The 23,940-nt window shown below is 55.4% G+C and carries 20 protein-coding genes; 13 read left to right on the forward strand and 7 right to left on the reverse strand.

From position 1 onward, the window contains the following. The first annotated feature begins 27 nt into the window (after nt 1-27). The 3 genes from uvrD (at nt 28) to PMI17_RS13705 (ending at nt 4,677) form a co-directional block, all read left to right on the forward strand. Nucleotides 28-2,190 carry a DNA helicase II gene (gene uvrD / locus PMI17_RS13695; protein ID WP_009127848.1) on the forward strand — a complete coding sequence of 721 codons (2,163 nt, stop codon included), beginning with the start codon at nt 28-30 and terminating at the stop codon, nt 2,188-2,190. 311 nt (nt 2,191-2,501) lie between these two features. After that, nucleotides 2,502-3,455: a magnesium/cobalt transporter CorA gene (corA, locus tag PMI17_RS13700; RefSeq protein WP_009127850.1), complete on the forward strand. Its 954-nt coding sequence runs from the start codon at nt 2,502-2,504 to the stop codon at nt 3,453-3,455. Nucleotides 3,456-3,624: 169 nt separating this feature from the next. Beyond that, nucleotides 3,625-4,677, forward strand: a complete 1,053-nt coding sequence (locus tag PMI17_RS13705; protein WP_009127851.1) for an AbrB family transcriptional regulator — start codon at nt 3,625-3,627, stop codon at nt 4,675-4,677. Here PMI17_RS13705 and rarD read toward each other — a convergent pair. Both rarD and PMI17_RS13715 read right to left on the reverse strand, forming a co-directional pair. Beyond that, nucleotides 4,648-5,547, reverse strand: a complete 900-nt coding sequence (gene rarD, locus PMI17_RS13710) for an EamA family transporter RarD (protein WP_009127853.1) — start codon at nt 5,545-5,547, stop codon at nt 4,648-4,650. The two genes, PMI17_RS13705 and rarD, sit on opposite strands and share 30 nt — an antisense overlap. Before the next feature lie 22 nt (nt 5,548-5,569). Next, on the reverse strand, nt 5,570-6,040 hold the full coding sequence (locus tag PMI17_RS13715) for a thioesterase family protein (protein ID WP_008105780.1): 471 nt from the start codon (nt 6,038-6,040) through the stop codon (nt 5,570-5,572). 165 nt (nt 6,041-6,205) lie between these two features. Here PMI17_RS13715 and pldA point away from each other — a divergent pair, with 165 nt between their 5' ends. From pldA to rhtC, 3 genes are read left to right on the forward strand one after another with little or no spacing between them, the layout of a single operon-like run. After that, nucleotides 6,206-7,084 carry a phospholipase A gene (gene pldA, locus PMI17_RS13720; protein ID WP_009127855.1) on the forward strand — a complete coding sequence of 293 codons (879 nt, stop codon included), beginning with the start codon at nt 6,206-6,208 and terminating at the stop codon, nt 7,082-7,084. A gap of 23 nt (nt 7,085-7,107) precedes the next feature. After that, on the forward strand, nt 7,108-8,934 hold the full coding sequence (recQ, locus tag PMI17_RS13725) for an ATP-dependent DNA helicase RecQ (protein ID WP_009127857.1): 1,827 nt from the start codon (nt 7,108-7,110) through the stop codon (nt 8,932-8,934). Nucleotides 8,935-8,946: 12 nt separating this feature from the next. Beyond that, entirely contained in the window at nt 8,947-9,570 is a 624-nt protein-coding gene (gene rhtC, locus PMI17_RS13730) for a threonine export protein RhtC (protein WP_009127858.1), read from the forward strand. A 138-nt stretch (nt 9,571-9,708) separates the two neighbouring features. Here the strand turns inward: rhtC and rhtB are convergent, their stop codons facing one another. Beyond that, nucleotides 9,709-10,332 (reverse strand): homoserine/homoserine lactone efflux protein, encoded by a 624-nt coding sequence (rhtB, locus tag PMI17_RS13735; protein WP_009127860.1) that lies wholly within the window; start codon nt 10,330-10,332, stop codon nt 9,709-9,711. A 104-nt stretch (nt 10,333-10,436) separates the two neighbouring features. Between rhtB and pldB the strand changes: the two genes are divergently transcribed. Further along, nucleotides 10,437-11,429, forward strand: coding sequence for a lysophospholipase L2 (gene pldB / locus PMI17_RS13740; protein WP_009127862.1), 993 nt, complete (start codon nt 10,437-10,439; stop codon nt 11,427-11,429). Between the two features lie 37 nt (nt 11,430-11,466). Beyond that, nucleotides 11,467-12,267 (forward strand): sugar/pyridoxal phosphate phosphatase YigL, encoded by an 801-nt coding sequence (gene yigL, locus PMI17_RS13745; RefSeq protein WP_009127864.1) that lies wholly within the window; start codon nt 11,467-11,469, stop codon nt 12,265-12,267. Between the two features lie 33 nt (nt 12,268-12,300). On the opposite strand, the gene glpT is transcribed toward yigL, so the two are convergent. Next, on the reverse strand, nt 12,301-13,641 hold the full coding sequence (glpT, locus tag PMI17_RS13750; protein WP_009127867.1) for a glycerol-3-phosphate transporter: 1,341 nt from the start codon (nt 13,639-13,641) through the stop codon (nt 12,301-12,303). A 338-nt stretch (nt 13,642-13,979) separates the two neighbouring features. Here glpT and PMI17_RS13755 point away from each other — a divergent pair, with 338 nt between their 5' ends. After that, a complete protein-coding gene (locus PMI17_RS13755; protein WP_009127869.1) occupies nt 13,980-14,843 on the forward strand; it encodes a carboxylate/amino acid/amine transporter in 864 nt (287 codons plus the stop codon). 210 nt (nt 14,844-15,053) lie between these two features. On the opposite strand, the gene PMI17_RS13760 is transcribed toward PMI17_RS13755, so the two are convergent. Both PMI17_RS13760 and metR read right to left on the reverse strand, forming a co-directional pair. Next, nucleotides 15,054-15,533 (reverse strand): DUF1456 family protein, encoded by a 480-nt coding sequence (locus tag PMI17_RS13760; RefSeq protein WP_009127872.1) that lies wholly within the window; start codon nt 15,531-15,533, stop codon nt 15,054-15,056. Nucleotides 15,534-15,626: 93 nt separating this feature from the next. After that, nucleotides 15,627-16,559 carry an HTH-type transcriptional regulator MetR gene (gene metR / locus PMI17_RS13765; RefSeq protein ID WP_009127874.1) on the reverse strand — a complete coding sequence of 311 codons (933 nt, stop codon included), beginning with the start codon at nt 16,557-16,559 and terminating at the stop codon, nt 15,627-15,629. 214 nt (nt 16,560-16,773) lie between these two features. Between metR and metE the strand changes: the two genes are divergently transcribed. After that, entirely contained in the window at nt 16,774-19,044 is a 2,271-nt protein-coding gene (gene metE, locus PMI17_RS13770; RefSeq protein WP_009127876.1) for a 5-methyltetrahydropteroyltriglutamate--homocysteine S-methyltransferase, read from the forward strand. A 41-nt stretch (nt 19,045-19,085) separates the two neighbouring features. On the opposite strand, the gene PMI17_RS13775 is transcribed toward metE, so the two are convergent. Then, nucleotides 19,086-19,922 (reverse strand): dienelactone hydrolase family protein, encoded by an 837-nt coding sequence (locus PMI17_RS13775; RefSeq protein WP_009127879.1) that lies wholly within the window; start codon nt 19,920-19,922, stop codon nt 19,086-19,088. A 302-nt stretch (nt 19,923-20,224) separates the two neighbouring features. Between PMI17_RS13775 and udp the strand changes: the two genes are divergently transcribed. From udp to rmuC, 3 genes are all read left to right on the forward strand, one after another. Beyond that, nucleotides 20,225-20,986 carry a uridine phosphorylase gene (gene udp / locus PMI17_RS13780; protein WP_009127881.1) on the forward strand — a complete coding sequence of 254 codons (762 nt, stop codon included), beginning with the start codon at nt 20,225-20,227 and terminating at the stop codon, nt 20,984-20,986. 100 nt (nt 20,987-21,086) lie between these two features. Next, nucleotides 21,087-22,358 (forward strand): tetratricopeptide repeat protein, encoded by a 1,272-nt coding sequence (locus PMI17_RS13785; protein ID WP_009127883.1) that lies wholly within the window; start codon nt 21,087-21,089, stop codon nt 22,356-22,358. A gap of 68 nt (nt 22,359-22,426) precedes the next feature. Next, nucleotides 22,427-23,938 carry a DNA recombination protein RmuC gene (gene rmuC / locus PMI17_RS13790; protein WP_009127885.1) on the forward strand — a complete coding sequence of 504 codons (1,512 nt, stop codon included), beginning with the start codon at nt 22,427-22,429 and terminating at the stop codon, nt 23,936-23,938. Nucleotides 23,939-23,940: the final 2 nt, after the last annotated feature.

Here is a 23,940-nt window from a genome sequence, read left to right on the forward strand (position 1 = left end):
CGTATCTCAATTCTTAAAACGGTGCTTATGGACGTTTCTGAACTGCTTGACGGCTTGAATGACAAACAGCGCGAGGCGGTCGCCGCACCGCGTAGCAATCTGCTGGTGCTGGCCGGAGCAGGCAGTGGCAAAACCCGCGTGCTGGTGCATCGTATCGCCTGGCTGTTGTCGGTAGAGAACTGCTCGCCCTATTCGATTATGGCGGTGACCTTTACCAACAAAGCAGCGGCGGAGATGCGCCACCGTATCGATCAGCTGATCGGCACCAGCCAGGGCGGCATGTGGATTGGTACCTTCCACGGCCTGGCGCACCGTTTACTGCGCGCGCATCACCTTGATGCCGGTCTGCCGCAGGATTTCCAGATTCTCGATAGCGACGATCAGCTACGTCTGCTCAAACGCCTGATCAAAGCGATGAACCTTGATGAGAAACAGTGGCCTGCGCGTCAGGGCATGTGGTACATCAACGGCAAAAAAGATGAAGGCCTGCGTCCCAAACATATCGAAAGCTACGGCAATCCGGTGGAGCAAACCTGGCTGCGCATCTATCAGGCGTATCAGGAAGCCTGCGATCGTGCCGGATTAGTCGATTTCGCCGAGCTGCTGCTGCGCGCCCATGAACTGTGGCTCAATAAGCCGCATATCCTGAACCATTACCGCGAGCGTTTCAGCAACGTGCTGGTGGATGAATTCCAGGATACCAACAACATTCAGTACGCGTGGATTCGTATGCTGGCAGGCGACACCGGTCGCGTGATCATTGTTGGCGATGACGATCAGTCGATTTACGGCTGGCGCGGTGCGCAGGTGGAGAACATCCAGCGCTTCCTGCAGGACTTCCCAGGCGCAGAAACCATTCGTCTGGAGCAGAACTATCGCTCGACCAATAACATTCTGAAAGCCGCTAACACGCTGATCGCCAACAACAATGGCCGCCTCGGTAAAGAGCTGTGGACCGACGGTAGCGACGGCGAAAAGATTTCGCTCTACTGCGCGTTCAATGAGCTGGACGAAGCGCGCTTTGTGGTGAATCGCATCAAAAGCTGGCATGAGAACGGCAACGCGCTGCAGGATTGCGCCATTCTCTACCGCAGCAACGCCCAATCACGCGTGCTGGAAGAGGCGCTGCTGCAAGGCAGCATGCCGTATCGTATTTATGGCGGCATGCGCTTCTTCGAGCGTCAGGAGATCAAAGATGCGCTGGCCTATCTGCGTTTGATGGCCAATCGCAATGATGATGCGGCGTTCGAGCGAGTCGTGAATACGCCGGTGCGCGGCGTGGGCGATCGCACGCTAGACGTGGTACGTCAGACCGCGCGCGAACAGCAACTGACAATGTGGCAGGCAACGCGCGAGCTATTACAGAATAAAGCCTTGGCCGGACGCGCCGCATCGGCACTGCAACGCTTCTGCGAACTGGTGGATTCACTGGCCACAGAAACCGCCGAAATGCCGCTGCATGTGCAAACCGATCGCGTGATTAAAGACTCCGGTTTATGGATCATGTATGAGCAGGAGAAGGGCGAGAAAGGCCAGGCGCGTATCGAAAACCTTGAGGAACTGGTAACGGCAACGCGCCAGTTCAGCTATCAGGATGAAGACGAAGATCTCATGCCGCTGCAGGCCTTCCTGTCACATGCGGCGTTGGAAGCGGGCGAAGGCCAAGCCGACAAGTGGCAGGATGCGGTGCAATTGATGACCATGCACTCGGCAAAAGGGCTGGAGTTCAGTCAGGTATTTATCGTTGGCATGGAAGAGGGCATGTTCCCAAGCCAGATGTCGCTGGATGAAGGCGGGCGTCTGGAAGAGGAGCGCCGTCTGGCCTACGTTGGCGTGACGCGCGCGATGGTCAAACTGACGCTGACCTACGCCGAAACTCGCCGCCTTTATGGTAAGGAAGTGTATCACCGCCCCTCACGCTTCATCGGCGAGCTGCCGGAAGAGTGTGTGGAAGAGGTCCGTTTGCGCGCCAGCGTCAGTCGTCCGGTGAATCATCAGCGCATGGGCACGCCGATCGCGCAAAATGACAGTGGCTTCACGCTCGGTCAGCGTGTGCGACATGCCAAGTTCGGCGAAGGCACCATTATCAACCTGGAAGGCAGCGGTGAACACAGCCGTCTGCAGGTGGCGTTTCAGGGCCAGGGAATCAAGTGGCTGGTGGCGGCTTACGCCCGTCTGGAAACGGTGTAGCGCGGTTGCGCTACCTTGACGACTTTTTCGTCTCAGCGTAACATGCGCGCACTATTATCATGAGAGGACAATGCCTTGGACGCGCCCAGTCGATGCTGGCTCAATCACCTGTTTAACAGGAACTCCTAAGGTTACCTCTTTTAGCTGGTAGCCTTAGCGGTTATCAGCGACCTCCCTTTTTACTCTCGTCGCATGAGTTAGCACTGATTTACCCTTGAAGCGAAAGTTTCCGTGTTCAGGCTTCGCCGTGCCCGCTATAAAAAAGTGGTTCACCGCCTTGTCCCATTCCAAAAAAATGGGGAGTTATTGCTATGCTGAGCGCATTTAAACTCGATCGTAATCGTCTGACGCGCATCGAGCTGGAAGAAGATAACGACAAACTCAACACCTCGGTGTGGGTCGATCTGATCGAACCCGACGACAGCGAACGCGATCGCGTGCAGTGTGAACTCGGCCAGAGCCTGGCGACGCGTCCGGAACTGGAAGACATCGAAGCCTCGGCGCGCTTCTTCGAAGACGAAGACGGCCTGCACATTCACTCCTTCTTCTTCTTTGAAGATGCCGAAGATCATGCCGGCAACTCCACCGTGGCATTTACCATTCGCGAAGATCGCCTGTACACGCTGCGTGAACGTGAACTGCCGGCGTTCCGCCTCTATCGCATGCGTGCGCGCAACCAGACGCTGACCGATGGTAACGCCTATGAACTGCTGCTCGATCTGTTCGAAACCAAAATCGAACAGCTGGCGGATGAGATCGAGAACATCTATAGCGCGCTGGAGAAACTCAGCCGCGTGATCATGGAAGGCCAGCAGGGCGAAGAGTACGACCAGGCGCTGTCGCGTTTGGCGGAGCTGGAAGATATCGGCTGGAAGGTGCGTTTGTGTCTGATGGATACGCAACGTGCGCTCAACTTCCTGGTGCGCAAGGCACGTCTGCCGAGCAATCAGCTGGAGCAGGCGCGTGAAATCCTGCGCGATATCGAATCACTGCTACCGCATAACGAATCGCTGTTCCAGAAGGTTAACTTCCTGATGCAGGCGGCGATGGGCTTCATCAACATCGAGCAGAACCGCATCATCAAGATCTTCTCGGTGGTTTCGGTGGTGTTCCTGCCGCCAACGCTGGTGGCATCAAGCTACGGTATGAACTTCGAGTTTATGCCTGAACTGAAATGGAGCTTTGGTTATCCGGGCGCGATCAGCCTGATGATCCTCGCCGGACTGGCGCCGTACCTCTATTTCAAGCGCAAAAACTGGTTGTAACCTGCCGAATATCTTGGTCGTCATGAATGACGACCCTACAAAATCGCTCCTGAAAACGTAGGGTCGCCATTTATGGCGACCGGAAAGCGCTTAGCAGTAGCCCATAAACTAGCGCTGTTCCCCATTTCTGCGTAACCTGTTGGTTCTGTTTTCTTTCTGATTCCACCCTATGGCGCGCTTCTCCCTGCGACTTCAGTGGACCATTCTGCTGATTGCATCGTTAGTACTGGGGATCATTCTCCAGCTGTTCCACCTTCCTGCGGCCTTGCTGCTTGGTCCGATGATCGTCGGTACCGTTATGGGCTTGTGCGGCGCTACCGTTCGCATCGATAAACGTTTCTTTGTGCTGGCACAGGCAGTGCTTGGCTGTATGATCGGCCAAAGCTTATCGCCAGGGATTCTCACGCCGCTAATCCAGGATTGGCCGGTGGTGCTGGCGGTGCTGGTGTTGACGTTAGCGGCCAGCGGCCTGTCGGGTTTTCTGCTGGTGCGCTTCAGTAATTTGCCGGGACCCACCGGCGCGTGGGGATCGTCGCCCGGCGGCGCCTCGGCGATGGTGGCGATGGCCGGTGATTTCGGTGCGGATGTGCGGCTGGTCGCGTTTATGCAGTATTTGCGCGTGCTGTTTGTCGCAACGGCTGCGGCGGTGGTGGCGCGCATTGGCCTCGACTCCAGCGGTGGCGCGGCGGATCTGGTGTGGTTTCCCACACTGCAAAGCAGCTTCCTGTTAACGCTGATGGTGATGTTTGCCGGTGCCTGGCTCGGGCAACGGTTACGCATTCCTTCGGGTGCATTACTGCTACCGGCGCTGATTGGCGCGGTGCTACACGGCACCGATGTGGCGACCTTGCAGGTGCCGGAATGGCTGCTGGCGCTGGCCTATGCGCTGATTGGCTGGAGCGTAGGATTGCGTTTTACCCGCCCGATCTTCCTGCTGGCGCTGCGCACCTTGCCACAAATGCTGGTGTCGATATTTGGCTTGATGCTGTTGTGCGGGGGATTAGCCTGGATGCTGACGCGCGTGCTGCATGTTGATCTGATGACCGCATATCTGGCAACCAGCCCGGGTGGGCTGGATACCGTCGCGATAATCGCTGCCGGCAGCCGGGTCGATATCGCTTTTGTCATGGCGCTACAGACACTGCGTCTGTTCACCATCTTGCTAACCGGCCCGGCGCTGGCGCGTTTTATTTCACGCTATGCGCACCCGCGAGCGAGCTGAAAACGCCACCGCATCAATAATGAACACGGCGAGTGCTAGCCAGATGAAGCCGAAGGTCACCATCTTGTCGGGTGTCAGGCTCTCGCCGTAGAAGATCACCGCCAGCAGGAACATCAGCGTCGGGCCAAGATACTGGAAGAAACCCACGGTCGATAAGCGCAGACGCGCGCAGGCTGCCGCAAACAGCATCAGCGGAATGGTGGTAATGATTCCCGCGGCGATCAGCTTGAGATTGAGGCTCATGGCGTTAGCACTGAGATGGCTGGTGGCACTGTCGGCGAAGCCAAACAGATAAATTGCCGCCAGCGGAAACAGCCACAGCGTCTCGATCAGCATGCCGCTCTGCGCATCCACCTGAATCTTTTTGCGTACCAAGCCGTACAAGGCAAAGCTAAATGCCAGGCCAAGACCGATAATCGGCAGCGAGCCGAATTGCCACAGCTGCACCAACACGCCGGTTGTCGCCAGCAACACCGCCAGCCACTGCAAGCGACGGAAGCGCTCGCGCAGAAACAGCATGCCAAACACTACGTTAATCAGCGGGTTGATAAAGTATCCAAGACTCGCCTCCAGCATATGCTGATTGTTTACCGCCCAGATAAATAGCAGCCAGTTGCCGCCAATGGTTACAGCGGTCAGCGCCAGTAGCAGCACTTTTTTCGGCTGAGCCAGCACGCTGCGCACCTGCGTCCAGCTGCGGCTTAGGGTGATCAGCATCAGCATAAACAGCGCTGACCAAATCACGCGATGCGTCATGATTTCGGTGGCAGGAACTTCTTTAACCAGCTTGAAGTAAGCCGGCGCGATGCCCCAAATGAAGTAAGCGCCAAGCGCATAGCCAATACCCTGGCGAGTTTGTTGCGTATCCATCATCACATCCAAAAGGTGGCAATCAGCCAATCATATAAGTCGCGGTAGCGGTAGCGATGTAATCGCCTTGCTGGTTATGTAACTCCACGCGCGCTACGGCGACTTTATTGCCGCCGCGCAGCAGGCTGCTGGTGGCGATAAAGCGCTCACCGCGGCCGGGACGCAGATAATCCACCCGCATATCAATGGTGCCCATGCGTGAAAGGCGCTGGCGCAGCTCTTCTTCGGTAATACTCTCCTGGCGCGTCAGTGCATAGCTGACGCACACCAGCCCGGCGGCTACATCCAGCACCGAGGCAATCACGCCGCCGTGCAAAATTTGCTGCGCCGCATTGCCCACCAGCATGGTTTTATTGGCAAAGCCCAGTTCGGCATAATCCGCTTCCAGTCGATCCAGCTCTAATCCGAGCGCCTGATTGAAGGGCATGTGATAAACAAAAATTTCGCCAATCAGACGGCGCGCTTCCTGCTGTGTCAGCAACGGGGATGACATAATTTCTGCCTTAAAATGTTAACGAGTTGTGTATATTATGCCGCGTTCGAGCCGCTTTCCAGTTTCGGAAATCGGCGCTGATCAACCGCTGAATTTGCGTGTAGAATGGCCTGCTTTTTGAACCGTCCTTTGACGATTACGACACGCAGTTCTCTGGAGAATTCTATGCGTAAGCATTACGCCTTGCTGGCAGCGGCACTGATCCTTCCTGCCCTGGCGCAGGCCGACGAAGCCACGATAAAAGAGGTTCATGATGCACCGGCAGTGAGGGGCAGCATTATCGCTAACCTGCTGGAGAAACACGATAACCCGTTCGTGCTTTATCCTTACGAAAATAACTACCTGCTTTATACCTACACCACAGATATGAACAAAGAGGCGATCTCTTCGTACAACTGGGCAGACAAAGCGAAAAATGATGAAGTAAAATTCCAGCTCAGCCTGGCATTTCCGCTGTGGCGCGGCATTTTAGGCGATAACTCAGTGCTGGCCGCATCCTATACTCAGCGGTCGTGGTGGCAGCTCTCAAACCGTGGCGCTTCATCGCCGTTCCGTGAAACCGATTATGAGCCGCAGATTTTCCTCGGCTGGGCGACCGATTACACCTTCGCCGGCTGGACGTTACGCGATGTGGAAACCGGCCTTGTCCATCAGTCGAACGGTCGCAGCGAACCGACCTCACGCAGCTGGAACCGTGTGTATGCCCGCTTAATGGCAGAAAACGGCAACCTTCTCGCGGAGATCAAACCCTGGTATCGTCTGCCAGAAAGTGAAAGCAATGACGATAACCCGGACATCACCAAATACATGGGTTACTACCGCGCTAAGCTTGGCTACATGATGGGCGACAGCATTTTCAGCGTGGAAGGTAACTACAACTGGAACAGCGGCTTTGGCGGTGCAACCTTCGCCTGGAGCTACCCAATCTCTGAACACGTGCGCTTTTACACGCAGGTCTTCAGCGGTTATGGTGAATCTTTGATCGACTATAACCATCGCCAGACGCGTTTCGGCGTGGGCGTAACGCTCAACGATCTGTTCTAACCCGCAAAAAATACAGGATTACCGTGGCAACATCGGCAGTGCTCAATCAGGAAATGCTGGCGCAGCAGGTATTACAAGATACCTTCGGCTATCAGCAGTTCCGTCCCGGTCAGCAAAACATCATTGAAACTGCGCTTGCAGGGCGTGATTGTCTGGTAGTGATGCCAACCGGCGGCGGCAAATCGCTGTGCTATCAAATCCCGGCGCTGGTGCGTGAAGGGCTGACGCTGGTGGTTTCACCGCTGATTTCACTGATGAAAGATCAGGTTGATCAGCTGCTGGCCAACGGCGTCGCTGCGGCGTGCCTTAACTCGACGCAGACGCGTGAGCAGCAACAGCAGGTGTTTGCGGATTGCCGCAGCGGCAAGCTGAAGTTGCTGTATATCGCGCCTGAACGCCTGATGATGGACAACTTCCTCGACAGCCTGCACCAGTGGAATCCGGTGATGCTGGCGGTGGATGAAGCGCACTGTATTTCGCAATGGGGCCACGATTTCCGTCCGGAATATGGCTCGATCGGCCAGCTGCGTCAGCACTTCCCGCATCTGCCGGTAATGGCGTTAACCGCCACCGCCGATGAAACCACGCGTAACGATATCGCCCATCTGCTGCAGATGGACGATCCGCTGATTCAAATCAGCAGCTTTGACCGTCCGAATATTCGCTACACGCTGGTGGAGAAATTCAAACCCACCGAACAGTTACTGCGTTATGTGCAGGATCAGCGCGGCAAAAGCGGCATTATTTACTGTAACAGCCGTGCCAAAGTGGAAGACACTGCCGCGCGGCTGCAAAGTCGCGGCTTGAGTGTTGGCGCCTATCACGCCGGCATCGATAGCGCGCAACGCGCCAGCGTGCAGGAAGCGTTTCAGCGTGATGACTTGCAAATTGTGGTCGCCACCGTGGCGTTCGGTATGGGCATTAACAAACCCAACGTGCGTTTTGTGGTGCACTTCGATATCCCGCGCAACATCGAATCCTATTATCAGGAAACCGGCCGCGCCGGACGAGATGGCCTGCCTGCCGAAGCGATGATGCTCTACGATCCGGCGGATATGGCGTGGCTGCGTAAATGTCTGGAAGAGAAAGTGCCCGGCCCGCTGCAGGATATTGAACGCCACAAGCTCAACGCGATGGGTGCATTTGCGGAAGCGCAAACCTGCCGTCGTCTGGTGCTGCTGAACTATTTCGGCGAAGGTCGCCAGCAGCAGTGCGACAACTGCGATATCTGCCTCGATCCGCCACGTCGCTACGACGGCTTGCTGGAAGCGCAAAAGGCGCTGTCGAGCATCTATCGTACCGGTCAGCGCTTTGGGATGGGCTATATTGTTGAAGTTTTGCGCGGTGCCAGTAATCAGCGTATCCGCGACAACGGCCACGATAAATTGCCAGTGTACGGTTTAGGCCGCGAACACAGCCATGAACACTGGATCAGCGTGCTGCGTCAGTTAATCCATCTCGGCATGGTGACGCAAAACATCGCCATGCACTCGGCATTGCAGTTGACCGAAGCGGCGCGTCCGGTGCTGCGTGCCGAGGTACCGCTGATGCTGGCAGTGCCGCGCATCGTTACGGTGAAAACACGTGGCAGCAGCTCGCCGAAAGTGCACAGCGGCAATTACGATCGTCAACTGTTTGCCAAGCTGCGTAAGCTGCGCAAAGCCATTGCCGACGAAGAGAACATTCCGCCTTACGTGGTATTTAACGATGCCACGCTGATTGAAATGGCAGAACAAATGCCGATTAGCGCGTCAGAAATGCTCAGCGTGAACGGCGTCGGTCATCGCAAACTGGAACGTTTTGGTAAGCCGTTCCTGGTGATGATCAAAGAACATGTTGATGAAGGTTAAAGGAAAAAATTCATGCTGATGTTATTCGCTACCGTCGCGCTGGTGCATCTGGTTGCGCTGATGAGTCCTGGCCCGGACTTCTTCTTTGTGTCGCAAACGGCCGCGAGCCGATCGCGTAAAGAGGCGATGATGGGTGTACTGGGCATTACGTTAGGCATTGTGATTTGGGCTGGCGTCGCGCTGATGGGCCTGCATCTGATCCTCGAAAAAATGGCCTGGCTGCATGAGATTATTATGGTTGGTGGCGGATTATATCTGCTGTGGATGGGCTGGCAGCTGATGTGCTCGGCGCGTCAGCGTCATAAGCAGCCGCAAACGGAAGCGCCAGTGGTTGAGCTGCCGAAACGCGGCATGAGCTTCCTGAAAGGTTTCCTCACTAATTTGTCGAACCCTAAAGCGATCATCTACTTCGGTAGCGTGTTCTCGCTGTTCGTCGGCAACGACGTGGGCGCTATGGAGCGCTGGGGCTTATTCCTGCTGATTATTGGTGAGACGTTCGCGTGGTTCACGCTGGTGGCGGCGATTTTCGCCATGCCGTGGATGCGTGATAAGTATCAGCGGATGGCGAAGTGGGTGGATGGCATGGCGGGCGTGTTATTTGCCGGGTTTGGCATTCATTTGATCATTTCGCGATAAAGCCTGGTTTACTTGCCATTTCGGCACCGGGCAGTGCTCGCCCTCCTCACGTACTACGTGTACGCTCCGGGGTCTGCGCGCTGGCCGGCACCGAACTGGCTGCGCCACCGACGGCTTTGAGATCGGTGGCGATTTCCTCTAAGCCATTTTGCGGGCGCTGGCTAACAGCGCGCCTACCGCCATAAATAATCCACCAAAGGTACGGTTCAGCAGCTTCATCTGCTTCGGTCCTTTAATCCAACCGGCGATGCGTGTAGCCAGCGTGGCGTAACCAATCATCACGATGATATCGACCACGATGGTGGTGACGCCAAGTACCAAATACTGCATGAGCTGCGGCTGGTGCGGCTGAATAAACTGCGGGAACAGCGCGGCGAGAAACACGATGCTTTTCGGGTTGGTGAGATTCACCAGCACCGCACGCTTAAACAGGCGACGACGCGGCATCGCTTTGGCTACGGCATCAAGATCGATACCGCCCGCGGAACGCCATTGCTGAATCCCTAGCCACACCAGATAGGCTGCACCGGCCCACTTCAGCACTTCAAAGGCCAGCAGCGATTGGGAAAACAGCGCGCCCAAACCGGCGCCGACCAGCACGATATGAATGGCCAGGCCCAGCTGCAAACCGGTAATCGATGCCACCGCGCCGCGATAGCCGTGGCTGATGCCGGTGCTCATGGTGTTAATCGCGCCGGAACCGGGCGAAAGGCTAAGGATGGTTGTGGTCAGCAGGTAGGTTAACCACCATTCAATGGTCATGTGTGACATTCCCTGAAGTTAGCGAAGTGTGACACAATACGACAGAAAATCGCGGCACGCTACGCAGCACATGCGTGCCAATCATGTTTTTTTCAGGGGGACGGATGCAGCATCATAAACAGAGTTGGCTCGGGCGTGAGCGAGGCTTTTCGGCCTTTGCCACCGGTCCGCTGCTCGACTTCTGGCGTCGCCGTGAAGAGTGTGAATTCACCGGCGTCGGCAACCTGAAGATCCGCTACGTCCGTTTCACCTCACCGCAACATCGCCGTGTCATTCTGGTCGTGCCTGGCCGCATTGAAAGCTATATCAAGTATCCCGAACTGGCTTATGACCTTTTCCATTGCGGCTACGATGTGGTGATTCTCGATCATCGTGGTCAGGGACGATCCGAACGTCTGCTCGAAGATTCGCATCGCGGTCATGTGGTGGAATTTAGCGACTATGTTGACGATCTGGAAACACTGTATCTGAAAGAGATCATCAGCTCACATTATCAGCAGCGCTACGTGTTGGCCCACTCGATGGGCGGGGCGATTTTGGCACTGTTTCTGGCGCGTCAGCCGCAGGCGTTTCACGCCGCGGTATTTTCCGCACCGATGTTTGGTATTGTGCTGCCGCTGCCAGACTGGATGGCGCACCGCATTCTCGACTGGACAGAAAAACTGCCTGCGCTGCGTGAAGGTTACGCGCTGGGCACCGGCCGCTGGCGCGCGAATCCTTTTGGCATTAATCGCCTGACGCATAGTCGCGAACGCTATCGCCGCAACCTGCGTTTCTACGCCGATGACCCGGCCATTCGCGTGGGTGGACCGACCTATCATTGGGTGCGTGAAGGCGTACAGGCCGGGCGCAACATTTTTAGTCAGATAGCGAACATCACCACACCAACCTTGCTGCTGCAGGCCAGCGAAGATGATGTGGTAGATAACCGCTCACAGGATCTCTTTTGTACGGCGATGGCCGAAGCGGGGCATCCCTGCGCGGGCAACGCGCCGTATGTGATAACAGGAGCGCGTCATGAGATCTTGTTCGAAAAAGACGCGATGCGCGCCGAAGCGCTGAACGCAGTGGTGGATTTCTTCGAGCATCACGCTTAATCAATTTTATTTTCCGATATCAACACCCGAGGTTTACATGTATCACATCGTCGCATCCGACCTGGATGGCACGCTGCTCTCTCCGGAACACCGTTTAACCCCGTTCGCGCGTACTACGCTGCAGGAGCTGGTGGCGCGTGACATTCACTTTGTTTTTGCCACCGGCCGTCACTATATCGACGTCGGGCAGATGCGCGATAAGCTCGCCATTCCGGCTTACATGATCACGTCCAACGGCGCGCGCGTACACAACGCTGCTGGCGAACTGGTGTTCAGCCACAACCTTGATGCCGATATCGCCAGCGATCTGTATGGCCTGCAATATCATGATGAACACATCCTGACGCACGTCTATCGCGATGACGAATGGTTCATGAGCCGTCATCGTCCGGATGAACAGGACTATTTCCGCGAATCTGACTTCAACTATCAGGTTTACCAGCCAGGGATGCTGCCGACCGATGGTATCAGTAAAGTGTTCTTCACCTGTGAAGATCCGCAGCGTTTGATTCCGCTGGAACAGGCGATTGAAGCGCGCTGGGGCGATCGTGTGAATGTCAGCTTCTCACTGCCGACCTGTCTGGAAGTGATGGCGGGCGGCGTTTCGAAAGGTCATGCGCTGGAAGCTGTGTCTAAGCAGCTGGGTCACTCGCTGAAAGAGTGCATCGCCTTCGGCGACGGCATGAATGATGTGGAGATGCTGAGCATGTCAGGCAAAGGCTGCATCATGCGTAATGGCCAGCAGCGTCTGAAAGACACCTTGCCAACGCTGGAAGTGATTGGTAGCAATGCGGAAGATGCGGTGCCGCATACGCTGCGCAAGCTGTTCCTCGCATAAAAAAATGGGCCGGCGATCACCGGCCCATACTCGTTATGCCATCTGTTTTTTGTGCTTATGCTCGCTCACCATGGTGAGCAGCAGCAGAATCACCGCCAGCACCGATCCGCCAATCATCACGATGAAGCCGCCATCCCAGCCGAAGTAATCGACGGTGTAGCCGACAATCGCACTCGCCGCCACCGATCCGCCAAGATTGCCAAACAGTCCGGTAAAGCCCGCCGCGGTTCCCGCCGCTTTTTTCGGTGCCAGCTCCAGCGCGTGCAGGCCAATCAACATCACCGGCCCGTAAATCAGGAAGCCGATCACAATCATGCACAGCATATCGATGCCGGGATTGCCCGGCGGGTTGAGCCAATAGACTACGGTGGCGATGGTCACCAGCGTCATAAAGAACACGCCAGTAGCGCCACGGTTGCCTCGGAACACTTTGTCGGACATCCAGCCGCACAGCAGCGTGCCGGGGATGCCGGCATATTCGTAGAAGAAGTAGGCCCAGGAGGATTTATCCAGCGTGAAGTGCTTCACCTCTTTCAGGTAGGTGGGCGACCAGTCGAGAATGCCGTAGCGCAGCAGGTAAACAAACACGTTGGCCAGCGCGATGTACCACAGCAGCTTATTAGGCAGAATGTACTGCATGAAAATCTGCTTCGCCGTCAGCTCCTGCTCGTGGTTCTCGTTGTAATCCGGCGGATAATCGTTCTTCCAGGCTTCAATCGGCGGTAATCCGCAGGATTGCGGCGTATCACGCATCAGGGCGAAAGCAAAGATCGCGATGATGATGGCGCCAAACGCCGGCATATACAGCGCTGCTTTCCAGTCGTTGAACCACGCCATACCGAGCAGGAACAGCAACGGTGGAATGCCGCCGCCGACGTTATGCGCGCAGTTCCACACCGAGACAATGCCGCCGCGCTCCTTCTGCGACCACCAGTGCACCATGGTGCGTCCGCAAGGCGGCCAACCCATGCCCTGGAACCAGCCGCACAGGAACAGCAGCACGAACATCACCATGATGCTCGATGTCGCCCACGGCACGAAGCCCATAAACAACATCACCGCCGCAGCGAGGATCAATCCGGCGGGCAAAAATACGCGTGGATTCGAGCGGTCCGACACTGAACCCATAATGAATTTCGAAAAGCCATACGCGATGGAAATACCCGACAACGCAAAACCGAGATCGCCGCGCGAAAAACCCTGCTCAACCAGATACGGCATGGCTAACGCAAAGTTCTTGCGCACCAAATAGTAAGCCGCATAACCGAAGAAAATTCCCAGGAAAATTTGCCAGCGCAGACGACGATAGAGCGGATCGACACGATCATCTGCCACCTGGGGCCGATGCGGTGCAGGTTTGAAGATACTCAACATGAGTGTGGCCCTCCAGGGCGCGATATAGTTATGAGTTCCCAGCAGGTTGGGGCAATTACGGCAACGTTATAAACGGAAAGGTGATATTTCCATTTCGCGCAAAGAATAGTGATGGTCACGCACGGTTACTGTGATATGTGACACATTTGTTACAGTTTGATGACGGTAAAGAGCGATAAAAACCAGGAAATGTTGTATTTCGCGCATTTTAGGGTGGTTAAAAAGCGAAGCGATGAGCATTAATTGACGCTATTTTGCGCTGTTGTAAACCAGATAGTTCAGATCGATAGCGACAGTTTGTTTACACTAGCGCCACTGTTCATTTTGGGATCGTTACCGTGCTGTTACTGATCGTTACCACCATTCTGTGGGCTTTTTCCTTCAGTTTAATCGGGGAATATTTGGCTGGGCAGGTGGACTCCTGGTTCTCCGTGCTGATGCGCTTAGCGCTCGCCGCTATCGTCTTTCTGCCATTCCTGCGCTGGCGTGGCTATCGTGCCTCGACCATCCTGCTGTATATGCTGGTGGGCATGCTGCAACTCGGCATCATGTATCTGCTGAGCTTTGAGGCTTACCTGTATCTGAGCGTTACGGAGTTTCTGCTGTTCACCGTCATGACGCCGCTGTATGTCACGCTGATTTACGATTTGCTCAGCCGACGTCCGCTGCGTATCGGCTATGCCTTCAGCGCTATGTTGGCAGTGATTGGCGCGGCGATTATTCGTTACGACAAAGTCAGCGATCATTTCTGGTTTGGCTTACTGTTGGTGCAGGCGGCGAATATCTGTTTTGCCATTGGTATGGTGGGCTACAAACGTCTGCAGGAAACCCGCCCAATGCCGCAGCACACCGCGTTTTCATGGTTCTATCTCGGTGCGGTGATCATTGCGGTCATTGCCTGGAGCCTGTGGGGCAATCCCAACAAACTGCCTACTACGTCGCTGCAGTGGGGCATTCTGGTGTGGTTGGGGGTTGCGGCTTCAGGTTTGGGCTACTTCATGTGGAACTACGGCGCAACGCAGGTGGATGCGGGCACCTTGGGCATTATGAACAATATGCATGTGCCGGCGGGTTTACTGGTGAACCTGGCGATTTGGCAGGAAACACCGCATTGGCCGAGTTTTATCGCCGGTGCTGCCGTAATCTTCGCCTCGCTTTATGTGCATAAACGCTGGGTGTTGGGCAAGAAAAGCGGCGCCTAATTTAAAAGGGAAGGGATAGCGCGGCAGAGGAGCAAAGCATCCGAGCCATGGACAAAAACGCCGGGAGCGTTTTTGCACAATGCGAAGCGTTGGCCGCTTGCGGCCGAACCCCATGGATGGGGTGAGTACTCGCGAGGCTGATCCACAGGGAAGTGGTTTCCCTTTGCGATCTGCCGCGCTATCCCTGACCCGGCTAGAACCATGAAGCGATTAAGCCTTCTTAACCGGTCCCGGACGATGGATCATCGTCAAACCTTTCAGGAAATTACGCAGAATCTGGTCGCCGCATTCGCGGAAGTTCTTGTGCTCCGGGTTGCGGAAAATTGCGCCCACCTCAGCCTGCGAAATCTTAAAGTTCGCTTTCAGCAACACATCCGGAATATCGGTGGTCTTCAACGCAAAGGCGATACGCAGCTTCTTCATGAAAATATTATTATTCATGCGGCGCTCAATCGACGGTGCGGGTGCATCTTCACTCTTACCGCGACGATAAAAAATCAGACCGTTGAGGAAGTACCCCATTAACACATCCGGCAGCTTGCGAAACGCGGCATCGTCATCCTTCTTCATCCACGCCTGCACATCTTCCAGCGGCACTTCACTTCCCGCTAAGGCAAAAATCTCCACCACTTTGCTATCGCTCAAATCAAGCATATAGCGCACGCTGCGCAGAACATCGTTACTCATCATGGTGAAACTCTCTTGGTCGCGGGTTGAGGCGGCGCATTATAGAGCAGGCGGGGCAGGGATAACAGCGCGGGCGACTTTCGCCGCCCAATAGCATCAGGAAGAGGTGATCTGCAATGCGCCAGGACGTGCGGCATCGCGCACGAACGGCAGATGTTCACAGGCGTGTTGGCGGGCAAAACGTACGAAAGCTTCCAACACCGGCTGACGCTGCTCACCTTCGCGGACCGCGGCATACAGGCGGCTCCACAGCCCATCGCCCAGCGTCTTGGTGACCACCAAACCCTGCTGCTCAAAATTCTCTACCACCCAATGCGGTAGCGCGGCGATGCCCATGCCTGCCGACACCATCTGAATCAGCAACAGCGTATTATCTACGCTCTTCAAGGCTGGACTCACGCCCGCCGGCTGCAGGAAATGTCGCCACACATCCAAACGCTGGCGCTGCACCGGATAAATCATCAGCACCTCTTCAGCCATATCTTCCGGGGAAATATGATCAAGCTGCGCCAAAGGATGATCCGGCGCCATCACTAAACGCACTTCAAAATCGAACATCGGTGAATAGAACAACCCGCTGCGCGGCAAAATGTCGGAGGTCAACACCACATCCAGCTCGCCCTGCTGCAACGCCGGTTGGGGGTCAAAAGTCACGCCAGATTTGAAATCCATCACCACCTGCGGCCAGCTCTGACGAAAATTATTCAGCGCAGGCGTCAGCCACTGAATGCAGCTGTGACACTCGATGGCGATACGCAATGTGGTCTGATGCGGCTCATGGCACGCCTGCAAGGCTTGCTGAATCTGCGGCAAAACCTGCTCGGCCAGCTGCAACAAAATCTCTCCCTGCGGCGTAAAACGCAGCGGCTGGCTTTTACGCACAAACAGACGGAATCCCAGCCGCTGTTCCAGATCGCTGAACTGGTGGGACAACGCCGATTGCGTCTGATGAAGCTGTGAGGCGGCGGCGGCTAACGAGCCGGTATTCCGTAACGCCTGCAGCGTCCGCAGGTGTTTGAGTTCGATCATGAGAATCCTTCACATCGAGATTGAACAAATTGCGCTTGAGGAACATACAGTACCCGCAGATTATGGCGGTGTAAACATCTGGACGGCTAAACATCTCAAGCAAGCGTCGCGGCCACTTTACCTTTGTCCAGCCATACAGCTCAGCGAATGACCTCTTCTTTCGCTGGATGAACGTAAATCGGTTGTACCTAAAAGAATATCTGGAGAACAGCAAATGACCATTCTCAACCATACACTCGGTTTCCCGCGCGTCGGTCTGCGTCGTGAACTGAAAAAAGCCCAGGAAAGCTATTGGGCAGGTAAAAGCTCACAGGAAGAGCTGCTGGCCGTGGGTCGCGAACTGCGTGCTCGTCACTGGCAACAGCAGCAAGACGCGGGAGTGGATCTGCTGCCGGTTGGCGATTTCGCCTGGTACGATCATGTTCTGACCACCAGCCTGATGCTGGGTAACGTGCCAGCACGCCATCAAAACCATGATGGATCCGTCGATCTCGATACGCTCTTCCGCCTTGGCCGTGGCCGTGCACCTAGCGGTGAACCCGCTGCGGCGGCGGAAATGACCAAATGGTTTAACACCAATTATCACTACATGGTGCCGGAATTCACCCTCGGCCAGCGGTTCAAACTGACCTGGACCCAGCTGCTGGATGAGGTTGATGAAGCGTTGGCGCTCGGCCACAAGGTTAAACCGGTGCTGCTCGGCCCGGTAACCTATCTGTGGCTAGGTAAAGTGAAGGGCGAGCAGTTTGATCGTCTGTCACTGCTGAAAGATATTCTGCCCGTTTACCAACAGGTATTGGCTGAACTGAATAAACGCGATATCGCATGGGTACAGATAGATGAGCCAGCACTGGCGCTGGAGCTGCCAGCAACGTGGCGCGATGCCTTCAAACCGGCTTACGAGGCGCTGCAAGGTGAAAGCAAACTGCTGCTGACGACCTACTTCGACAGCATTAGCCAGAACCTTGACGTGATTAAAGCGCTGCCGGTGCAAGGTCTGCACGTCGACCTGGTTCACGGTAAAGATGATATCCAGCAGCTGAACCAGCAAATCCCGGAAGATTGGCTGCTTTCGGTGGGTGTTATCAACGGTCGCAACGTCTGGCGTGCGGATCTCAGCAGCTGGTTTGAACGCCTGCAGCCGTTGGTTGGCCAGCGTAAACAGCTGTGGATTGGTTCATCCTGCTCACTGCTGCATAGCCCAATCGATCTGAGCGTGGAAACGCGGCTGGATGAAGAGGTGAAAAGCTGGTTCGCCTTTGCGCTGCAGAAATGCACTGAGCTGTCGCTGTTAAGCAAGGCGCTAAATAACCATGATGCTGCTTCACTGGTGGAGTGGAGCGCGCCAATTCGTGCGCGTGCCAACTCAACACGCGTTCACAATCCGGTGGTCGGCGAGCGTCTGGCGAGAATCCAGGCCAAAGACATCGAGCGCGCCAGCAACTATACCGAGCGTGCGAAGGCGCAGCGTAACCGCTTTAATCTGCCGGCGTGGCCAACCACTACGATTGGTTCATTCCCGCAGACGACGGAAATTCGCGGCCTGCGCCTCGACTTCAAAAAAGGCAACATTGATGGCGGCAACTATCGCACCGGTATAGCTGAACATATCAAACAGGCTATCGTTGAGCAGGAACGGTTGGGGCTGGACGTGCTGGTGCACGGTGAAGCTGAACGTAACGACATGGTGGAATACTTTGGCGAAAATCTCGACGGCTTCGTATTCACCCAGAATGGCTGGGTGCAGAGCTACGGTTCTCGCTGCGTAAAACCGCCGGTTATCATCGGCGACGTCAGCCGTCCTGCCGCGATCACCGTTGAGTGGGCCAAATACGCGCAATCACTGACCGACAAACCGGTTAAAGGCATGTTGACCGGTCCGGTAACCATTCTCTGCTGGTCGTTCCCACGTGAAGATGTGAGCCGTGAAACCATTGCGAAACAGATTGCGCTGGCGCTGCGTGACGAAGTGGCAGACCTGGAAAAAGCCGGCATTGGTATCATTCAGATTGATGAACCCGCGCTGCGCGAAGGTCTGCCGCTGCATCAGTCCGATTGGGCGGCGTATCTGACATGGGCCGTTGATGCTTTCCGTCTGAATGCCGCGGTGGCGCAAGACGACACGCAAATTCACACTCATATGTGTTACTGCGAGTTCAATGACATCATGGATTCCATTGCCGCACTGGATGCCGACGTCATCACCATCGAAACCTCACGTTCCGATATGGATCTGCTGGATACGTTTAAAGAGTTCGACTATCCCAATGAGATTGGTCCGGGCGTTTACGATATCCACTCACCGAACGTACCGAGCGTGGAGTGGATGGAAGCGTTGCTGCGCAAAGCGGCGCAAAGCATCCCGGAAGAACGTCTGTGGGTTAACCCGGATTGTGGCCTGAAAACGCGTGGCTGGACGGAAACCCGTCAGGCACTGGCAAACATGGTCAAAGCGGCGCAGAACCTGCGGGGTGAAACGGCTTAGTAGCCGCAAATGAGATTGGGGCGCATACGCGCCCCTTTTTATTACGCGTTCGGTGCCACGCCATACTGCGCGAGCCACGCCAGCATACGTTGCCAGCCATCTTTGGCGGAATCGGCGTGATAGCTCGCACGGTAATCCGCGTTGAAAGCGTGGCCGGCATCCGGATACACCACGATCTCCGCTTTGGCATTGGCGGCATGCAGCGCCTGACGCATCTTATCAATGCTCTCCAGTGGAATGCTGTCATCCTGACCGCCATAAAGGCCCAGCACGGGCGCATTCAGGTCCACCGCAATATCGATCGGATGTTTCTGCTGCTTCAGCGTCTTCTCACCCTCTAAGCGGCCATACCACGCCACAGCGGCTCGCACTTGAGGATTGTGCGCGGCAAACAGCCAGCTAATGCGTCCGCCCCAGCAGAAGCCGGTAATTGCCAGGCGACGCGCATCGCCACCATGACTTGCCGCCCAGTTAGCCACATGATCGAGGTCGGACAGTACCTGCGTATCCGGAACCTTGCTCACCAACTCTTTAAACAGCGTGGGAATGTCGTTGTAATCGTTGGGATCGCCTTCGCGGAAATAGAGCTCAGGGGCGATCGCCAGATAGCCTTCCAGCGCCAAACGCCGGCAAACATCGCGGATATGCTCATGCACACCGAAAATCTCCTGCACGACTAACACCACAGGCAATGTGCCTTGATACTCTTTTGGCCGGGCATAGTAGGCGGGTAAATTTTCGCCCTGGCTTGGAACCGAGGTCTCGCCAGCATGAATCGCGTCGCTGGCGGTAATAATCGTGCTGCTTGCGGTGGGCTGAACGGCCGGTGCAAAGCCGCCGGGTGCCGTTTTTTGTGCCATATTGTCTTCGGTTTTCATGGTTCTCTCCGTGCTAGCAAATGCGCAATCACGTAACTATAGCCTGGCTGGTCAAGCAAGGCTGACGTAGGGTGCAGAGGGATTTTTTTCACGTGTGCTGCTTCTCTATTAACATTGCCATCAGTACTTACACAGCACCGCTTGTAGCAATTCAGAATTGCAGCGCACTAATGTGTGATGTAAATCACAAAATATTTTTATGATAATGTAAGTTTCATTATTGATAGTGAAATTAGTCACATAATTATGTTGCCTGCTCACGTAGAGTGGCGCGCACATCCCCTATTTATCAGGAGTCTGATATGGCCCAGTCTGACGTTTTCCATCTTGGCATCACCAAAGCTTCCCTAAAAGGAGCCACGCTGGCCATCGTTCCCGGCGATCCTGAGCGCGTGAAGAAAATCGCCGCGCTGATGGATAATCCACAGCATCTGGCTTCGCATCGTGAATTCACCACCTATCTGGCGGAAGTTGATGGTAAACCGGTGGTGGTGTGTTCAACCGGTATCGGCGGACCTTCAACCTCGATTGCGGTAGAAGAGCTGGCGCAACTCGGTGTGCGCACCTTCCTGCGCGTTGGCACCACCGGCGCCATTCAGCCGCATATTAATGTGGGTGATGTGCTGGTCACCACGGCGTCTGTCCGCCTTGACGGTGCCAGCCTGCACTTCGCACCGATGGAGTTCCCAGCCGTGGCTGATTTCACCTGCACCACCGCGCTGGTTGCCGCAGCGGAAGCCTGCGGTGCCAAAACGCACATTGGCATTACCGCGTCCTCTGACACCTTCTATCCTGGGCAGGAACGCTATGACACCTTCTCTGGTCGCGTGGTGAAGCGCTTCCAGGGCTCAATGGATGAGTGGCAGCAAATGGGCGTCCTTAACTATGAGATGGAATCCGCTACACTGTTAACCATGTGCGCCAGTCAGGGACTGCGTGCCGGCATGGTGGCTGGCGTCATCGTGAACCGTACGCAAAAAGAGATTCCGGATGCGGTGACCATGAAGCAGACCGAAAGTGATGCGGTGAAAATTGTGGTAGAAGCCGCGCGTCGCTTAATTTAGTGCGCCATTCAAGGGATGAATTCGAGACCAGGCTTATAGGGAGCTCAGCAATTGCCTGATTAGAATGCGCGCAATTTCAGCAGCTACTGAGAAATTTCTTATGCGCAAAATGGTTTCTGTCTCACGTCCTAATTTCATGAATAATCCCGCTACTGCGCAATCACGCGTTGAGGGCGCAGCAGCGAGATTTCGTCTGGCCATGGCGGCCCATAACTATCCCCTCGCTCGTCAGTGCTGTGAAGAAGTGCTGCGCGTGTTGCCAAATCACATGCAGGTGCTCAGCGATTACGCGTTAACCTTAATGCGCGTGGGCGAACACAAGAAATCCTACAAGATTTATCAGAAGATCTATCAGGCCCCGGCCGCGCAGCGCGCGCAGGCGTCGGAAACCTGGCTGGATGGATTGACCGAAGTCTGCGGTTGGCTTGATAAGCAGGATGAAGTGGCGCGTTACGGCCTCGAATCGCTACAGAAATCCGATGTGATCTTCAGTAAAGGCCAGAAAGTGGCGTATCCCTCAGACGTACCGCCACCGATCAATCGCCATAACCCGACAGAAAACATCATCTCCTTCAGCCTCTACGGTGGCCAGCCACGCTACTGCGAAACGCTGATTAAGAACATCGAAGTGGCGCGCGAGTTCTATCCTGACTGGATATGCCGCATCTATCTTGACGATAGCGTCCCGCAGCACGTGTGGCAGCGTCTGACGCAGCCGAACACCCAGCTGGTGGATATGTCCCAGGAAAAAGCGATCTTCCCCACGCTGTGGCGCTTTTTAGTGATGGACGATCCCAGCGTTAAACGTTACATCGTGCGTGACGCCGATTCATTACTCTCCGAGCGTGAAGTGGTTGCGGTTGAAGCCTGGCTGGACTCCCCATTCTGGTTCCATCACATGCGCGATTACTTCTCGCATACCGAACTGCTGCTAGCGGGTATGTGGGGCGGTTGTCATGGCGTGTTCCACAATGTTGAACAGCAGATGCGTGACTTTATCGCCCAGTACCAAGGCAGCGAACGCTTTACCGACCAGTATTTTCTTAAAGTGGCGTTGTGGCCAACGGTGCGTGAAAGCTTGCTGAGTCACGACGATATTTTTCACTTCCATCAGGCGCAGCCCTGGCCAGCGCATCAACCGATTCGCTGGCAAACCGATAGCTTCCACGTCGGCAGCAACGCCGGTTTTGCTAGCATGGCCGGTAAAGTTGAAAATGCGGAAAACGGTTGCCAGCAGGTTGAGATCACCTACGGCGGCCAAAGCTGGACCTATCCAGCAAAAATCAAGGATGAAACCGAATGGTTACTTCCGATGCCGTTCTTCCTGATTGATGCGTGGAAAGCCGGCGATCTGACCGTAAAAGCCCTGTAAATAAAATCTGGACATTCATACAGTACCCCTCTACCTTTTCCCTCAGCGAGACGACCCGCGGGGGGATTATGGATCAGCAACTTATCATTAGCGGCGCGCTGGCGCTGGCCGGCTTAGGCATTGGCTGGATCATTGCCCAGCTGCGCGCCGGTCATCAGCATGCCAGCTTCACGACCGAGCGTCGTCTGTTGGAAGAGGCGCAGCAGCGCCAACATCAGCAGATCGAACATTTACAACAGCAAATCCAGCACCGTGAGCAGGAGATGCGCCAATTGCACGGCGCGCTCAGCGGTGCGCAGGAACGTTTGCAGCAGCTCGATTACTGGCGCGGCGAGAGCGAACAGCTCAGTCGTGAATTGCGTAATCAGCTGGAAGTTAATAGCGCGCAGGAAGCGGAGTTGCGCGAAGTGACCATCCGTCTTGAAGAGACACGCTACGGCGCTGAAGAGAAACAGCGCCTGCTCACCAACAGCGAACAGCGACTCAGCGCGCAGTTTGAAAATCTGGCCAACCGCATCTTTGAAAACAGCGGGCGGCGCGTCGATGAACAAAATCGTCAAAGCCTGAACAGTCTGATTGGCCCGCTGCGTGAACAGCTGGATGGTTTCCGCCGTCAGGTGACTGACAGCTTTGGGCTGGAAGCGCGTGAACGCCACACGCTGACGCATGAAATTCGTCAGCTGCAGCAGCTCAACGCGCAGATGGCGCAGGAAGCGGTCAATCTCACCAAAGCGCTAAAAGGTGACAATAAAATCCAGGGCAACTGGGGCGAAGTGGTGCTAAGCCGCGTGCTGGAAGCCTCCGGACTGCGTGAAGGTTATGAATACCAAACGCAGGTAAGCGTTCAGCTGGAGCAGCAGGGCAGGATGCAACCGGATGTGATTGTCCGTTTGCCGCAGGGCAAAGATGTGGTGATAGACGCGAAGATGACGTTGGTCGCTTACGAGCGCTATTTCAACGCCGATGATGAAGCCACGCGCGAGCAGGCCATTCAGGAGCACGTCAACGCCATGCGTGGACACATTCGCTTGCTAAGCCGAAAAGATTACCAACAATTGCCCGGTTTACGCTCTCTGGATTATGTGTTGATGTTTATCCCGGTGGAACCGGCATTTCTGCTGGCGATCGATCGTCAGCCAGAGCTGATCAGCGAAGCGCTGCAGCAGAACATCATGCTGGTCAGCCCAACTACGCTGCTGGTGGCGCTGCGCACCATCAACAATCTCTGGCGTTATGAACATCAAAGCCGCAACGCGCAGCGCATCGCCGATCGGGCAACGCGGCTGTATGACAAAATGCGGCTGTTCGTCGATGACATGAGCGGCATCGGCCACAATCTTGATAAGGCGCAGCAAAGCTATCATCAGGCGATGAAAAAGCTGTCTGAAGGACGCGGCAATCTGATTGCGCAAAGTGAAGCTTTCCGCTCGCTTGGTGTGGAGATCAAACGGCCGATCAATCCGCAGTTGGTGGAACAGGCGCAGCCGGAAGAGGCGGATGAAGATTGGGCAGACGATCCCAACGTTGATGAAAGCGTTTCAGATTCAACAACGGACTCGCTGCGCCGCATCAACGAATAGCA

Origin of the sequence: Pantoea sp. GM01 (assembly GCF_000282675.1) — a bacterium.
Lineage (GTDB): Bacteria > Pseudomonadota > Gammaproteobacteria > Enterobacterales > Enterobacteriaceae > Pantoea > Pantoea nemavictus.

What these genes read in the sequence shown, in the direction of transcription:
- glpT (WP_009127867.1), bottom strand. Translation starts at nt 13,641, where the DNA reads ATGTTGAGTATCTTCAAACCTGCACCGCATCGGCCCCAGGTGGCAGAT.
- PMI17_RS13715 (WP_008105780.1), bottom strand. Translation starts at nt 6,040, where the DNA reads ATGTCATCCCCGTTGCTGACACAGCAGGAAGCGCGCCGTCTGATTGGC.
- metR (WP_009127874.1), bottom strand. Translation starts at nt 16,559, where the DNA reads ATGATCGAACTCAAACACCTGCGGACGCTGCAGGCGTTACGGAATACC.
- PMI17_RS13775 (WP_009127879.1), bottom strand. Translation starts at nt 19,922, where the DNA reads ATGAAAACCGAAGACAATATGGCACAAAAAACGGCACCCGGCGGCTTT.
- pldB (WP_009127862.1), top strand. Translation starts at nt 10,437, where the DNA reads ATGCAGCATCATAAACAGAGTTGGCTCGGGCGTGAGCGAGGCTTTTCG.
- yigL (WP_009127864.1), top strand. Translation starts at nt 11,467, where the DNA reads ATGTATCACATCGTCGCATCCGACCTGGATGGCACGCTGCTCTCTCCG.
- rmuC (WP_009127885.1), top strand. Translation starts at nt 22,427, where the DNA reads ATGGATCAGCAACTTATCATTAGCGGCGCGCTGGCGCTGGCCGGCTTA.
- corA (WP_009127850.1), top strand. Translation starts at nt 2,502, where the DNA reads ATGCTGAGCGCATTTAAACTCGATCGTAATCGTCTGACGCGCATCGAG.
- PMI17_RS13785 (WP_009127883.1), top strand. Translation starts at nt 21,087, where the DNA reads ATGCGCAAAATGGTTTCTGTCTCACGTCCTAATTTCATGAATAATCCC.
- uvrD (WP_009127848.1), top strand. Translation starts at nt 28, where the DNA reads ATGGACGTTTCTGAACTGCTTGACGGCTTGAATGACAAACAGCGCGAG.
- metE (WP_009127876.1), top strand. Translation starts at nt 16,774, where the DNA reads ATGACCATTCTCAACCATACACTCGGTTTCCCGCGCGTCGGTCTGCGT.
- PMI17_RS13760 (WP_009127872.1), bottom strand. Translation starts at nt 15,533, where the DNA reads ATGATGAGTAACGATGTTCTGCGCAGCGTGCGCTATATGCTTGATTTG.
- pldA (WP_009127855.1), top strand. Translation starts at nt 6,206, where the DNA reads ATGCGTAAGCATTACGCCTTGCTGGCAGCGGCACTGATCCTTCCTGCC.
- rhtB (WP_009127860.1), bottom strand. Translation starts at nt 10,332, where the DNA reads ATGACCATTGAATGGTGGTTAACCTACCTGCTGACCACAACCATCCTT.
- rarD (WP_009127853.1), bottom strand. Translation starts at nt 5,547, where the DNA reads ATGGATACGCAACAAACTCGCCAGGGTATTGGCTATGCGCTTGGCGCT.
- rhtC (WP_009127858.1), top strand. Translation starts at nt 8,947, where the DNA reads ATGCTGATGTTATTCGCTACCGTCGCGCTGGTGCATCTGGTTGCGCTG.
- PMI17_RS13705 (WP_009127851.1), top strand. Translation starts at nt 3,625, where the DNA reads ATGGCGCGCTTCTCCCTGCGACTTCAGTGGACCATTCTGCTGATTGCA.
- udp (WP_009127881.1), top strand. Translation starts at nt 20,225, where the DNA reads ATGGCCCAGTCTGACGTTTTCCATCTTGGCATCACCAAAGCTTCCCTA.